Source organism: Nonomuraea sp. NPDC050680, from assembly GCF_040654555.1.
In the GTDB taxonomy this organism is placed as follows: Bacteria; Actinomycetota; Actinomycetes; order Streptosporangiales; family Streptosporangiaceae; genus Nonomuraea.
Window position 1 is genome coordinate 197,391 of sequence record NZ_JBFAIF010000008.1, and the last position, 13,552, is coordinate 210,942.

Below are 13,552 nucleotides of genomic sequence, written 5' to 3' on the forward strand. Positions count from 1 at the left end.
GTTGAGAACTGCCCCCTACCTCCCAACCAGGGCATCCCCTCATCCGCGAACGTCCGTCCCTGGTGTTCGCGGATGAGGTCGCCCCCGGTTGGACGCACTTTTCAACCGGGGGCCTCACTTCCACCGTCCATTTGGTCCCGCTCTACCCAGCCGACCCGGCGAAGCGTGCTGGGGAAGGCGGTCCGAGCGGAGCGAGGCCCTTCAGGGGGCGGGCGTCAGCCCGCCTGGGAGAGCGTCCGGAGCGAAGCGGAGGGCCTTTGTGGGCGGGTGGGCATCAGATGGCCAACCACCGAATCGGGTAAGGGGTGGGAGCAAGAACGTCCGGAGCGAAGCGAAGGCCCTTCAGGCCGAGTCGCGGATCTCAAGGTGGCGCCCCTCAGCTCCACCGGTAGCGGGTCTGGGACGACTCGCTACCAGTGGCGAAGGCGAACCCCTTGTCCGGCTGGACTCGGTAGAGCTGAACATTCCCAGTCCGAACGGCGTCGCCCAGTTGATACCAGGTTCCGTCCTCGCGGGTGAGCTGCCACCCATAAGCCTGTTCGAACGCAGTCGCCACGGCTTGCCTGGTGGCCTGGTCAGTGACCAGGCTCGCAGTGCCTTCGATGACGTAGTCCATGCCGGTCAGGGTGTCGGTTCCGGTGGTCAGCGCGCAGTGCTGGTTGGCGCTGAGGTTCCTGGCTTTCTGCTCGTTGTCGCCGGTGGTGAACCACATCGCGCCGAGCGCCCAGATCGCCAGCAACGGTGTCACGTGGGGGCGGCCATCCCGGCGCACCGTGCATAGCTGGAATTTCTGGATCCGACGCAGTGCCCACTCCGTCGCCTCCCACGGCGTCGGACTGGCGCCTGGCGAGGAGAACGGACCGAGACTGGTCTGCGGCGCGGTCGAGTCGCCGGCCGTATGAGCGGACATGATTTCTCCTTGTGATCGTCGCGAATTTGACCCCGGCGCATCCACGGGGAAAGCTCAGCGGGTCTTGGCGAGATAGTCGGCCAGGATCGTGGTGACCGACAGCATGGTGTCGAAGTTCGGGACGAGCCGGGTTTTCGTCAGCGCGAAGGCGACCCCCCGCGCGGGGTCCGCGTAGGCGTAGCTTCCGCCCCCGCCCGGCCATCCGAATGCCACGGAGTTCTCCTCGGCAGGGGCACCCATCCTGCCGATCGGGAAGCCCAGCGCCATCCGCGCCGGATGACCGAAAACCTGATCCGCACCCTCGAACGCGAGCGCGGACAGCTCCGCCAACCGCGCAGAGTCCACGAGCCTGCCCTGCAGCACGGCGTTGTACATCGCGGCAAGGCCGTGCGCGGTGGCGCTACCCACCGACGGTATATCGGCGCGCAGGATCTCGCCGTTGTTGCCGAAATCGGCACTCGGCTGGTTTTCCCACGGCGCGAGGATCGCATCACCGTCGTCCGGGTCGGCAGGCCATTGGCGCGCCTGCTGCTCCAGGCGCGCCAACCCCGGCAGCGACTCCTTCGGGGCGCCGAAGTAGAGCTGCCCCTCGATCCCGAGCGGCGCAGTGATCCACTCACGCAGCAGCTCGCGCATGGGCCGCCCGGTCGCGCGGCGGGCCAACTCGCCGACGAGATAGCCAAAGGTGTAGGAGTGGTAGCCCATGGCGGCGCCCGGCCGCCAGCGCGGCTCGGCGGCGGCCAGCGACTCACATACCCTGGACCAGTCGGGAAGCTCGCCCGGGGTGATCTCGCGCGGCATGGCCGGAAGGCCGACCGTGTGGGTCAGCACGTGCCGCAGTGTCGCCGTGGCCTTGCCACGCACACCGAATTCGGGCCAGAGGTCCGTGACCGGGCTGTCGTCATCGAGGAAACCACGCGCCACGAGCAGATGCGCGAGCGTGGCCGCCACGTTCTTGCCAGTGGAGAAACTGAAGATCGGCGTGCCGGAGGTGACCGGCCGCCCGGTGGCCGGGTCGGCCGTGCCGGCCACCGCGTCGACGATCAGCGCGCCATCCTGATAGACGGCGACCTGCACACCGGTCTCCGCGCCGGTATCGACCAGCGTGTCGATATGACGTTGAATCTGGTCCTGTATCTCACTCATCGCTATCCTCATCACTTCCCCGGCCGCGCGGAGGAATCGCCCCTCCTGCCCGGCGGAAGGTGGTGTGCCGTGCCACGAGCCTCGCAGGAGTCGCACACCGAGCGACTGCCGCGGTCACAGGCATCCGGGACCCTTTTCGTGCGGGGCATCTTCCGCAAGTAGGACGACCGACGGCCGGAAAACTCATCGCGCTGGGCAGAGCCAACCGACGGCGGCCATCACGCGGACAACCTTCAGCCACGAAAGCACGAGAGTCAGCTTGGGTGAGACACCGTCAACTCCGCACGCGCCTCGTCCAAGCTGAGGTGAGTCATCCCGTCGTACGTCCATGCCTCCGAGGAGGCAGACCCGCAAGTTATCGGCGGGCCCGAACCTTTGTGTGCTGGTCGATCCACTCGATACAGGCTCAACAGCTAACAGTTGGCAGCCCCCCACGCCGCCGATATCAAACCGGTTATTACCTGGTCCGCCCCAGCGGGCGCTGTCGATCAGGGCCAGCAGCAGGCGAAGCGTTCTTGGGAAGGCAGTCCGAGCGCAGCGAGGCCCTTCAGGGGGCGGGCGTCAGCCCGCCTGGGAGAGCGTCCGGAGCGTAGCGGAGGCCCTTTTTGGGCGGGCGGGCATCAGAGGGCCAACCACCGAATCGGGTAACGGGCGGGGGGAGGGCTAGGCCGACTCTCGGACGATCAGGCTGGTGGGGAGGGCGATCGAGTCGACTTGGTCGGCGCCGTCGATCAGGGCCAGTAGCAGGCGTACCGTCTCCTGGGCCACGTCCCTCAGCGGTTGCCGCACCGTGGTCAGCGGCGGATGGGTGGAGATCGCCACCGATGAGTCGTCGAAGCCGCCCACCGCCACGTCTTCCGGCACCCGCCGGCCCGCCGCCCGTAGCGTGTGCAGGGCCCCCGAGGCCATCACGTCCGAGGCCGCGAAGACCGCGTCCAGGTCCGGTACGCGTTCCAGGAGCCGGGCCATGGCGGCCTCGCCACTGGCGTGGGTCCAGTCGCCGTGTTCGATCAGTTTCTTCGACGCCTTGCGGCCGAGGACGTCGGCGAAGCCTTCGAGGCGCTGGATGCCGCCCGGCGTGTCCATCGGGCCGGTGATCATCGCGATCTTCCTTCGGCCTCGTGAGACCAGGTATTCGGCCATCTGACGGGCGCCGCCCCGCTCGTCGCAGGCCGCGTACGGGATCACCGTCTCCCTGCCGATGACCGCGCCGCAGGAGACCACCGGGATGCCGGCGCCGTGGAGGGTGTCGACCAGGGGGTCGCCGGCATGGGTGGACAGGAGGAAGACGCCGTCGGCGTGGCCGCCGCGTACGTAGCGGAGGACCTGTTCGCGCTCCCTGTCGTCGCCGGCGATCATCATGACCAGCGAGAGGTCGCGTTCGCCGAGGCGGCGGATCGCGGTGCGGATGGTGGTGGTGTAGTTGGGGTCCTCGAAGGGGGGTTCGGACAGGACCATGACGACCGATCCGGCGCGCTGTCTGACCAGGTTGCGGGCGTTGCGGTTGACGACGTAGCCGGTCTCGGCGATGGCGCGTTCGATGGCGATCCGGGCCGCGGGGCTCACATAACGGTCGCCGTTCAGGACCCGCGAGACGGTGCCGCGTGAGATCCCGGCCGCTGCGGCCACGTCATGGATGGTCGGCCTCTTCACGCGTTCAGCATCTCACGGTCCAACGCCGAAACACTGTGAACGTGCACACACCTTTTGGGCCGTTTAACGACCACATAACGAAGGGTTGACAGCGCAGATGGCCGGACACACGCTGTGAACGTTCACAGATCCACCGGTCACAGACTCCCCCAGGTCGAGGTACCCATGCACATGAACAGGCTTGCCGCTGTCGCCGCGGCCGTCACCCTCGTGGCCGGCTGCTCCAGCGGTGGTGCTCAGCAGAGCGCCGCCCCGTCGAGCTCCTCCACACAAAAGGCCCAGAAGGTCGCCCTGACCTACTGGAACTGGGTGCCCGGCATGGACAAGGTCGTCGCGGTCTGGAACAAGGCGCATCCCGACATCCAGGTCACCTCCAGCACCCAGGCGGGCGGGGACGACTCGGCCACCAAGTTCCTCACCGCCGCCAAGGCCGGGAACCCGCCGGATCTCGTCCAGGCGGAGTACCAGGCACTGCCGTCGTTCGTGGCGGCCGAGGCGGTGGCGGACATCAAGACGGCCGCGGATCCGGTCAAGGCGCAGTTCGGCGAGGGCATCTGGGGACTGGTCACGCTGGGCACCGACGCGGTCTACGGCATCCCGCAGGACAGCGGCCCGATGCTGCTCTACTACCGCGAAGACCTGTTCAAGAAGTACGGCATAGCCGTACCGAAGACCTGGCAGGAGTACGCCGACGCGGCCAGGGCCGTGCACGCGAAGGACCCGAAGGTGTACCTCGGCACGTTCTCCAGCAAGGACCCGGGCTCCTTCGCGGGCCTGGCCCAGCAGGCGGGCGGGCAGTGGTGGTCGATCAGCGGTGAGGCGTGGAAGGTCGCCATCAACGACGAGCCCAGCAAGAAGCTCGCCGACTACTGGGGCGGCCTGGTCAAAGAGGGCGTCATCGACAACATGCCCTACTTCACCCCCGAGTGGAACAAGGCCCTGAACGACGGCAAGCTGCTGACCTGGCCGTCGGCCATCTGGGCGCCCGGCCCCTTGTCGAGCAACGCGCCCAAGTCCAAGGGCAAGTGGGCGATCGCGCAGCTGCCGCAGTGGAACGCCGGCGAGAACTTCAGCGGCTTCTGGGGCGGCTCGGCCGTCTCCGTATCGGCGGGCTCCAAGAACAAGGAGGCCGCGGCCACGTTCGCCACCTGGCTCAACAGCGACCCTGAAGCGCTCGCCCTGCTGGTGAAGGAGGGCGCCGTCTATCCCGCCGCGACCAAGGGCGCCGACCTGCTCTCCGAGCCGCCCGCGTACTTCTCGAACGTCCCCGACTTCTGGAAGCAGGCGGCCGGGTTCGGCGCGGGAGCGCGCGGCTTCACCTTCGGCCCGAACGTCAATGTGGCCTACAACGCCTTCAAGGACGCCTTCGACAAGGCCGCGCTGAACAAGACCTCCTTCAGCGGCGCCCTCCAGAGTGTCCAGGACGCCACGGTCGCGGACATGACCAAGTCCGGCTTCAAGCTCGCCCAATGACCCCGAGGAAGAGCTGGGCGCCGTACCTGTTCCTGACGCCGGCCGTCACCCTGTTCGCCCTGTTCCTGGCGCTGCCGATCGGCTACACCGTCTACCTCAGCCTGCGCCGGACCAAGGTGTCGGGACTCGGGCTCGGCAAGGGGTCGAAGCGGGAGATCTTCGTCGGGCTCGACAACTACGCCGCCGCCATCGGTGACGGCGAGCTGTGGACCGGCTGGCTGCGGGTGCTCGGCTACGGCGTGCTGGTCCTGGTCGTGATGCTGGGGCTCGCGCTGGTGTTCGCGCTGATGCTGGACGCCGCCAGGGTACGGCTGGCGCGCTTCTCCCGGATCGCGATCTTCCTGCCGTTCGCGGTGCCGGGCGTGGCCGCCAGCCTGATGTGGGGCTTCCTCTACCTGCCGAGCGTCAGCCCGATCAGCGAGGTGTTCGGGGTCGCGCCGCTGAGTCAGAGCGCGGTCGTGTACTCGATGGCCAACGTGGCGGTCTGGGGCGGCACCGGCTTCAACATGCTGGTGCTCTACACGAACCTGCGGGCGGTGCCCCAGGACCTCTATCAGGCGGCCCGCATCGACGGCGCGTCGGAGCTGCAGATCGCGCTGCGGGTCAAGATCCCGATCCTGGCTCCGGCGATCATCCTGGTCACCGTCTTCTCGATCATCGCCACGGTCCAGGTGTTCACCGAGCCCACCGCGCTCCGGCCGTTCTCCAACACGATCAGCTCGACCTGGAGCCCCTTGATGAAGATCTACCGGGACGCCTTCGTGACCGGTGACCTGTATGCGGCGGCGGCGACGGCCGTGGTGATCGCCGGGATCTCGCTGGTGCTGTCGTTCGGGTTCCTGCGCGTGGTGAAGAACCGCGCGTTCGGGGAGACGTGATGGCTCGCGCCCTGTCCGCGTCTCGGAGAGGCGTGCGGGCCCGCTCCGCGTATACGTACGGGCCGCTCGGGCTGGTCCCGACCGGGGTTCTGCTGGTCGGCGCGGTGTACTGCCTGTTCCCGGTGAGCTGGGTGGTGATCGCGGCCACGAAGACGTCCGGCGAGCTGTTCTCGACCTCGACGTTCTCGCCCGGCACCGGGTTCTTCCAGAACCTGGCCGATCTCGCCGCCTATCGGGAGGGGGTGTTCTGGCTGTGGATGCTCAACACCCTGCTGTACGCGGGAGGCGGGGCGCTGCTGTCGACCGCCGTGTCCGCGGTGTCGGGCTACACGCTGGCCAAATATCGCTTCGCCGGCCGGAACCTGATCTTCAACATCCTGATCGGCGGCATCCTGGTGCCGGCGGTGGTGCTGGCGATCCCGCAGTATCTGCTGTTCGCCAAGGTCGGCCTGGCGGACACGTACTGGTCGGTCCTGCTGCCGCAGATCCTGCATCCGTACAGCATCTATCTGGCCCGTGTGTACGCCGGCGCGGCCATCCCCGACTCGCTGCTCGAAGCCGGGCGCATCGACGGGGCCTCGCACTGGACGCTGCTGACCCGGGTGGCGTTGCCGCTGATGGGGCCGGGGATGGTGACCATCTTCCTGTTCCAGTTCGTGGCGATCTGGAATAACTTCCTGCTGCCGTTCATCATGCTCGGCGACGACGGCAAGTTCCCGCTGACGGTCGGGCTCTACACGATGCTGGCCGCCGGGGCCAACCATCCGAGTCTGTACAACCTCATTCTCATCGGGACGTTCCTGGCGCTGATCCCGCTGATCGCGCTCTTCCTCACGATGCAGCGGTTCTGGCGCACGGACCTCAGCAGCGGCGCCGTCAAGGCTTGACAACAGATCCAAAAGGGGGACCTATATGCCCGAGGGCATCGCGTTCGGCGGGGACTACAACCCGGAGCAGTGGCCGCTGGAGGTGCAGGAGGAGGACGTACGGCTGATGCGGCAGGCCGGGGTGAACCTGGTCAGCCTGGGCATCTTCGCGTGGGTGCTGATGGAACCCGCCGAGGAGGTGTACGAGTTCGGCTGGCTCGACACCATCATCGACCGCCTGCACAGCGCGGACATCTCGGTGAACCTGGGCACCCCGACCACGGTGCCGCCCGCCTGGTTTTCCAGAAAGTATCCCGACGCCTCCCCCATGACCCGCGAGGGCGTGCGCGTCGGCGCGGGCGCGCGCGAGACCGCCTGCTCCAGTCACCCGGCCTTCCGCGCGGCCAGCGCGCGGCTGGCCGAGCGGCTGGTGGAGCGCTACGGCGGGCATCCGGCCGTGGTGATGTGGCATGTGCACAACGAGTACGGGGCGCCGCTCGGCGAGTGCTACTGCGAGTCGAGCGTGGCCGCCTGGCGCGAATGGCTCCGGCATCGGTACGAGAGCCTGGACGCGCTCAACGCCGCCTGGGGCACCGCCTTCTGGGGTCAGCACTACGGCGAATGGGACGAGATCGACGCGCCCCGATGGAGTCATACCGTGGTCAACCCGGCGCAGCGCCTCGACTACGCCCGTTTCGCCAACGAGGAGCATCTGTCGCACTACCGGCTGCAGCGCGACATCCTGCGCCGCAGCGGCAAACCGGTCACCACGAACTTCGCGGGCACGGTCAACTGCAAGTCGATGGACCTGTGGCGCTGGGCCCCCGAACTGGACGTCATCGCCAACGACCACTACCTGAACGGCGAGCAGCCCGACAACCACATCCAGCTCGCCATGTCGGCCGATCTGAGCCGCTCCCTGGCCGGCGGCGGGCCGTGGCTGCTCATGGAGCACTCGACGAGCGCGATCAGCTGGCAGCCGCGCGGCATCGCCAAGCGGCCCGGCGAGATGCGCCGCAACAGTCTCGCCCACGTCGCCAGGGGCTCCGACTCGGTGCTGTTCTTCCAGTGGCGGGCCTCGCGGTACGGCGCCGAGAAGTGGCACTCGGCGATGATCCCGCACGCGGGGACCGACTCGCAGATCTGGCGCGACGTCGTCTCGCTCGGCGCCGACGTGCGCCGACTGGCCCCGGTCAAGGGCGAGCGCGTCACGAGCGAGGTGGCGGTGGTCTGGGACTGGGAGTCGTACTGGGCGCTGGAGCTGGAGTGGCGACCCTCGGGCGACCTGCGCTTCCGCGAGCGGGTGGACGCCTTCTACGAGGCACTCTGGCGGGAGCACGTCACGGTGGACTTCGTCCACCCTTCCGCCGATATTTCGGGATACAGGCTGGTTGTCGTGCCGAGCTCGTACCTGCTCGCCGAAGGCTCGGCCAAGAACCTGCAGCGCTATGTCGAGGCGGGCGGCCACCTGCTCGTGTCGTACTTCTCCGGCATCGTCGACGAGAACGACACCGTCCACGCGGGCGCCTACCCCGGCGCGCTGCGTGAGGTGCTCGGGCTGTCGGTCGAGGAGTTCCACCCGCTGCGCGAGCTGGAGACCGTGACGCTCACCGGCGGGGCGACCGGCCGGATCTGGTCCGAGCGGGTCCGCCTCGAACGCGCGGTGGCCGTGCGGCACTTCACCGACGGCCCCGACGCCGGGCATCCCGCCATGACCGCCAACGCGTTCGGCGGCGGCACGGCGAGCTACCTGGCCGCCGCGCTCGGCGGCGACGACCTGCGGGACCTGCTGGGCGAGGTGCTCGACCGCGCGGGCGTCTCCCGGCCGCGCGACCTGCCCGACACCCTGGAACTGGTACGGCGCGGCGCCTGCGTCTTCCTCATCAACCACGGCGACACGCCCGTCACAGCGCCCGGCCTGGCGGGCACGGACCTGCTGACCGGCGACCCCTTCACGGGCGAGGTCCCCGGGGGCGGGGTGGCGGTGGTGCGCTGAGGGCCAGGGGTTCCTGCGGGCCGGGGTGGCGATCGTGCGCTGAGGGCCAGGGGTTCCTGCGGGCCGGGGTGGCGATCGTGCGCTGAGGGCCATCCGGCGATTGTCAGGTTGATCAAAGTCGGCCCCGGCGACGTTGATCAGCATTAGAGTCCTGGCGTGATCGCCCCCTCCCCGTCCTTCAGCCGGACGACTTCGCCGAGCGGCACAACCGTCGCGTTGGTCTCCGTCCTCGCCGTCGTCATCTGGCTGGCGGGCTTCGTCGCCTGGATGGCCGTGTCGCTCCTCGGGGAGAAGGCGTGCGCTCTCGGCGCGCTGACCTATGACCAGACCGCGGAGTGCGACTCGGCCAGCACGTGGGGCACGGTCACCCTCTCGACCTGGCTGCTCGCGCCGATCGGCTGCGCGGTGCTGCTCGCCCTGCTCACGGCCATCCCCGAGCGGCACACGAGCGCTCGCCAGGCGGCCCTGTACGCCGTGCCGCTCGTGCCGCTGCTGGTGATCGCGGAAGCGGCGTTCGCGTACGTCCTGTGATCATCCCTCTCTCCTGGCCTTCGCCCGGCGCTTGCCCTCGTGCATCGCCTGGACGCGGGCGATCGGGATCGTGTGCCCCTCCTCGACCAGGTCCGCGGGCAGCCGCTGCGGCTCCGGCATGAGCTCCGCCCAGGGATCGCCGTCCGCGAGCAACCGCGGCGCGGTGTGGACGGTGAAGTCGGACGGCGCGACCCGGTCGAGGTCCTCCCAAGCCACCGGGAAGGAGACCGGCGTACCTGGACGAATGCGCGGGCTGTAGGCGGCCGCCACCGTCGCCCCACCCGCCCGGGTGGAGTCGAGGAACACCTTGCCCTCGCGGTCCTCACGGATAAACGCCGTGGTGGCGAGCGCCGGGTCGACGCGTTCGGCGCGCGCGGCCAGGGCTCGGGTGGCCGCGGCCAGGTCGTCCATCGCGGTCCCCGCCACCACGGGCACGAACACGTGCAGCCCCTTCGCCCCGCTGGTCTTCACCGCCCCGGCCAGCCCCGCGTCGTCGAGAGCCTGGCGTACCAGCCGGGCGGCCCGGACGACCTGCGGGAACGCGTCCCCTTCTGGCGGGTCGAGGTCGAGCACGAGGTGGGTGGGATGCTCGCCGCGGAACAGCGCCGGGTGGTATTCGACCGCCCGCTGGTTGGCGAACCAGAGCAGGGTCCTGCGGTCGTCGCACAGGGCGTAGGACACCTGCCGGTGCGACGCCTCGGCCCAGACGGAGATCGTACGGATCCAGTCGGGGGCGTACTTGGGCACGTTCTTCTGCATGAACGCCGCCTGGCCGGGCCGTACGCGGATCACCGACAGCGCGCGGTCCCGCAGGACCGGGATGATGCGGTCGCGCACCGCGTCCAGGTAGTCGACCAGATCCCGTTTCGTCGCGTTCGATCCGTCGAACAGCGGCTGGTCGAGATTGGTCAGCGACACTCCGTCCCGCGTCTCATCGCTGGTCACTCGGTTCACGATGCCGAGATACGGACGTGAGGTCAACTTTCCGCCCAACACGGGTGGGGCCGGTTTTACGGGGGAAACAACCCACTGCAAATGATTGACGTCACGTAGCCCTTTCATTACCGTCCTAAGTTAAATATTGTCTGGGCGTAACGAACGGGCGTGGCCATGAGCGATCTGAGCAGACGTGGATTCCTGCGGGTCGGAGTGGCAGCCGCCGGGGCGTTGGCCCTGGCGGGTTGCGCGGGCGGTGGCGGCGGATCGGGCGGGGCGGCCAGCCTGCAGTTCGCCTGGTGGGGAAGCACCGCCAGGCACAACAGCACCCAGCAGGCCCTCGCGGCGTTCCGCAAGAAGCGCCCTGGAGTCCAGGTCAGGACGCAGTTCTCGGGCTGGGACGGCTACTGGGAGAAGCTGGCCACACAGACCGCCGGCGGCAACGCCCCCGACGTGATCCAGATGGACTACTCCTACATCGGGGAGTACGCCCGGCGTGGCAGCCTGCTCGACCTGGGCCCGTACCTCGGCAAGGGCTTGGACCTGTCCGGCTTCGCGAAGGACGTCGTCGACGCCGGGAAGATCGACGGCAAGCAGTACGGCGTCAACTTCGGTATCAACTCCATGGCCCTCATCTGGAACCGCACGCTGGCCAAGGAGATCGGTGTCGAGGTGCCCGAGACCTTCACCTGGCCGGAGTTCGGCGAACTGTCCAAGAAGATCGCCGACAAGGCGCCCAAGGGCGTCTACGCCAGCGAGGACGGCGCCCAGGACGGCGGCGCGTTCGAGAACTGGCTGCTGGAGCGGGGCAAGATGTTCTTCACCCCCGACGGCAAGCTCGCCTACGACGAGAAGGACCTCACCGAGTGGTTCACGTTCTGGGACGGGCTGCGCAAGGCGGGCGCGGCGGCCCCGCCCGACGTTCAGGCCACGGCCGCGGGCGATGTGCAGAACAGCCTGGTCGCCACCCGTAAGGCGGTGATGGACTGGGCCTGGTCCAACCAGCTCACCGCCTACATGAGCGTCACCAAGGACGACATAGCCGTCCACGCCTTCCCCACGGGGGACAAGCCCGGCCAGTACTACAAGCCGTCGATGCTGCTGACGGTCAGCGCGGCCACCAAACGGCCACAGGACGCCATCGCGCTGGTCAACGCGCTGGTCACCGACACGGACGTGGCCACGCCACTCGGCTCGGAACGAGGCGTACCGCCTTCTTCGGCGATCCGGGCCGCGCTGGAGCCGAAGGCGTCGCCGTCGGAGAAGCTCGTCTACGCCTACATCGAGTCGCTCGCCGACAAGGTCGGCCCCTTGCCGCCTCCTCAGCCGCTCGGCGCGGGCGAACTGCACAACAAGGTGCTCATGAACGTCAACCAGCAGGTGGGCTTCGGGAAGCTGTCCATTGCCGAGGGGGTGTCCCGATTCTTCGACGAAGCGCGCCGCGTACTGAAATAACGGTCAAGAGGAGAGAAGGGCGGTCGGCGTACCTCTTCCTGTTGCCGTGGTTCGCGGGGCTGCTCCTGCTGACCGGCGGGCCGATCCTGGCCTCGCTGTTCCTCTCGTTCACCGACTTCGACCTGCTCACGACGCCGTCGTGGGTGGGCCTGGACAACTACGCGCGGATCATGGACGATCCGCACTTCGGCAACGCGGTGCGGATCACGATGATCTACGTGGTCGCCTCGGTGCCGCTTTCGGGAGGGTTCGCCCTGCTGGTGGCGGTGCTGCTGAACCGGCCCATGCGCGGTGTGGGCGTGTATCGCGCGGCCTACTACCTGCCGTCACTGCTGGGCGGCAGCGTGGCGGTCGCCATCCTGTGGCGGCAGATCTTCGGGCCGGACGGGCTGGTCAACGATCTGCTGTCCGCCTTCGGGATCGTCGGGCCGAGCTGGATCTCCACGCCTGAGTACGCCATCTACACCCTGGTGGCGCTGCACATCTGGCAGTTCGGCTCGCCCATGCTGATCTTCCTGGCCGGCCTCAAGCAGATCCCGGCCGAGTTGTACGACGCCGCGGCGGTCGACGGGGCCGGCAAGGTGCGGGCCTTCTTCCAGATCACGCTGCCCATGCTCAGCCCGATCATCTTCTTCAACCTGGTGCTGCAGACGGTCAACGCGTTCAAGGCGTTCACCCCGGCGTTCATCCTCAGCGGCGGGACGGGCGGCCCGGCGGACTCCACGCTCTTCTACACGCTCTACATCTACCAGGAGGGGTTCGGGAACTTCCGGATGGGCTATGCCTCGGCCCTGGCCTGGATCCTGCTCCTGGTGACCGCGGCCTTCACCGCGCTGGCCTTCCGTTCGTCGAGGTACTGGGTGCACTATGCCGACTAGGTCACGCTGGGCCGTTCACGTACTGATCGTCGTGGGCGCGCTGGTCATGCTCTATCCGTTGTTCTGGATGATCAGCTCGTCGTTCAAGCCCAACGACGAGATCTTCGCCGATCCCGGCCTGGTGCCCCAGACCGTCGTCACGGACAACTACACCGATGGCTGGAACGCGCTCGGCGTGCCCTTCACCGGCTTCTTCGCCAATTCGTTCATCGTGGCGACGGCGGCCGTCGTCGGTAACGTCCTGTCGTGCTCGATGGCGGCCTACGCGTTCGCCAGGCTGTCGTTCCGGTTCAAGCGCGTCTGGTTCGGCGTCATGCTCGGGTCGATCATGCTGCCGATCCACGTGCTGATCGTGCCGCAGTACACGCTGTTCAAGGCGCTGGGGTGGGTCGACACGTTCCTGCCGCTGATCGTGCCGAAGTTCCTGGCCGTGGACGGGTTCTTCGTCTTCCTGATGGTGCAGTTCATCCGGTCGCTGCCCAGGGAGCTCGACGACGCGGCCAGGATCGACGGCTGCGGGCCGATCCAGGTGTACTGGCGGATCATCCTGCCCCTGTCGAGTCCCGCGCTGATCACCACCGCGATCTTCACCTTCATCTGGACCTGGGACGACTTCTTCAGCCAACTCGTCTACCTCAGCGACGTGTCGACGTACACGGTGCCGCTGGCGCTGCGGGCCTTCCTCGACTCCAGCAGCGGCTCCACCTGGGGGCCCATGCTGGCCATGGCCGTGTTGTCGCTCGTGCCGATCCTGGGCTTCTTCCTCATCTTCCAGCGGCGCATCACCGAGGGCATCTCCACGACCGGCCTCAAGGGCTGACGGGTGGCAT

General features: G+C 68.1%; 12 protein-coding genes. 8 read left to right on the forward strand and 4 right to left on the reverse strand.

Annotated elements, in window-relative coordinates; translation table 11 throughout:
* Window positions 1-376: 376 nt before the first annotated feature.
* The 3 genes from AB0H88_RS27025 to AB0H88_RS27035 form a co-directional block, all read right to left on the reverse strand.
* Window positions 377-910 (reverse strand): pyridoxamine 5'-phosphate oxidase family protein, encoded by a 534-nt coding sequence (locus tag AB0H88_RS27025; protein WP_357649019.1) that lies wholly within the window; start codon window positions 908-910, stop codon window positions 377-379.
* A 54-nt stretch (window positions 911-964) separates the two neighbouring features.
* Window positions 965-2,056: a serine hydrolase domain-containing protein gene (locus AB0H88_RS27030; protein ID WP_357649021.1), complete on the reverse strand. Its 1,092-nt coding sequence runs from the start codon at window positions 2,054-2,056 to the stop codon at window positions 965-967.
* Between the two features lie 663 nt (window positions 2,057-2,719).
* Entirely contained in the window at window positions 2,720-3,709 is a 990-nt protein-coding gene (locus tag AB0H88_RS27035) for a LacI family DNA-binding transcriptional regulator (protein ID WP_357649023.1), read from the reverse strand.
* 171 nt (window positions 3,710-3,880) lie between these two features.
* Here AB0H88_RS27035 and AB0H88_RS27040 point away from each other — a divergent pair, with 171 nt between their 5' ends.
* The 5 genes from AB0H88_RS27040 (at window position 3,881) to AB0H88_RS27060 (ending at window position 9,453) form a co-directional block, all read left to right on the forward strand.
* A complete protein-coding gene (locus tag AB0H88_RS27040; protein WP_357649025.1) occupies window positions 3,881-5,182 on the forward strand; it encodes a sugar ABC transporter substrate-binding protein in 1,302 nt (433 codons plus the stop codon).
* A complete protein-coding gene (locus tag AB0H88_RS27045; RefSeq protein ID WP_357649027.1) occupies window positions 5,179-6,060 on the forward strand; it encodes a sugar ABC transporter permease in 882 nt (293 codons plus the stop codon). The genes AB0H88_RS27040 and AB0H88_RS27045 overlap by 4 nt, the downstream gene beginning before the upstream one ends.
* Window positions 6,060-6,947: a carbohydrate ABC transporter permease gene (locus AB0H88_RS27050; RefSeq protein WP_357649029.1), complete on the forward strand. Its 888-nt coding sequence runs from the start codon at window positions 6,060-6,062 to the stop codon at window positions 6,945-6,947. The genes AB0H88_RS27045 and AB0H88_RS27050 overlap by 1 nt, the downstream gene beginning before the upstream one ends.
* Before the next feature lie 25 nt (window positions 6,948-6,972).
* Window positions 6,973-8,922, forward strand: coding sequence for a beta-galactosidase (locus AB0H88_RS27055; RefSeq protein WP_357649031.1), 1,950 nt, complete (start codon window positions 6,973-6,975; stop codon window positions 8,920-8,922).
* 156 nt (window positions 8,923-9,078) lie between these two features.
* Window positions 9,079-9,453 (forward strand): hypothetical protein, encoded by a 375-nt coding sequence (locus AB0H88_RS27060; RefSeq protein ID WP_357649033.1) that lies wholly within the window; start codon window positions 9,079-9,081, stop codon window positions 9,451-9,453.
* Here AB0H88_RS27060 and AB0H88_RS27065 read toward each other — a convergent pair whose 3' ends face one another.
* Window positions 9,454-10,398: an ATP-dependent DNA ligase gene (locus tag AB0H88_RS27065; protein ID WP_357649035.1), complete on the reverse strand. Its 945-nt coding sequence runs from the start codon at window positions 10,396-10,398 to the stop codon at window positions 9,454-9,456.
* A 165-nt stretch (window positions 10,399-10,563) separates the two neighbouring features.
* Between AB0H88_RS27065 and AB0H88_RS27070 the strand changes: the two genes are divergently transcribed.
* Genes AB0H88_RS27070 through AB0H88_RS27080 form a run of 3 tightly spaced genes read left to right on the forward strand, consistent with a single transcriptional unit; the run spans window position 10,564 to window position 13,542 of the window.
* Window positions 10,564-11,844, forward strand: a complete 1,281-nt coding sequence (locus AB0H88_RS27070) for an extracellular solute-binding protein (RefSeq protein WP_357649037.1) — start codon at window positions 10,564-10,566, stop codon at window positions 11,842-11,844.
* Window positions 11,811-12,722: a sugar ABC transporter permease gene (locus tag AB0H88_RS27075; protein ID WP_357649339.1), complete on the forward strand. Its 912-nt coding sequence runs from the start codon at window positions 11,811-11,813 to the stop codon at window positions 12,720-12,722. The genes AB0H88_RS27070 and AB0H88_RS27075 overlap by 34 nt, the downstream gene beginning before the upstream one ends.
* Window positions 12,712-13,542, forward strand: a complete 831-nt coding sequence (locus tag AB0H88_RS27080) for a carbohydrate ABC transporter permease (RefSeq protein ID WP_357649039.1) — start codon at window positions 12,712-12,714, stop codon at window positions 13,540-13,542. Before AB0H88_RS27075 ends, AB0H88_RS27080 begins: the two co-directional genes overlap by 11 nt.
* Window positions 13,543-13,552: the final 10 nt, after the last annotated feature.

What these genes read in the sequence shown, in the direction of transcription:
- AB0H88_RS27025 (WP_357649019.1), bottom strand. Translation starts at nt 910, where the DNA reads ATGTCCGCTCATACGGCCGGCGACTCGACCGCGCCGCAGACCAGTCTC.
- AB0H88_RS27030 (WP_357649021.1), bottom strand. Translation starts at nt 2,056, where the DNA reads ATGAGTGAGATACAGGACCAGATTCAACGTCATATCGACACGCTGGTC.
- AB0H88_RS27040 (WP_357649025.1), top strand. Translation starts at nt 3,881, where the DNA reads ATGAACAGGCTTGCCGCTGTCGCCGCGGCCGTCACCCTCGTGGCCGGC.
- AB0H88_RS27045 (WP_357649027.1), top strand. Translation starts at nt 5,179, where the DNA reads ATGACCCCGAGGAAGAGCTGGGCGCCGTACCTGTTCCTGACGCCGGCC.
- AB0H88_RS27050 (WP_357649029.1), top strand. Translation starts at nt 6,060, where the DNA reads ATGGCTCGCGCCCTGTCCGCGTCTCGGAGAGGCGTGCGGGCCCGCTCC.
- AB0H88_RS27055 (WP_357649031.1), top strand. Translation starts at nt 6,973, where the DNA reads ATGCCCGAGGGCATCGCGTTCGGCGGGGACTACAACCCGGAGCAGTGG.
- AB0H88_RS27070 (WP_357649037.1), top strand. Translation starts at nt 10,564, where the DNA reads ATGAGCGATCTGAGCAGACGTGGATTCCTGCGGGTCGGAGTGGCAGCC.
- AB0H88_RS27080 (WP_357649039.1), top strand. Translation starts at nt 12,712, where the DNA reads ATGCCGACTAGGTCACGCTGGGCCGTTCACGTACTGATCGTCGTGGGC.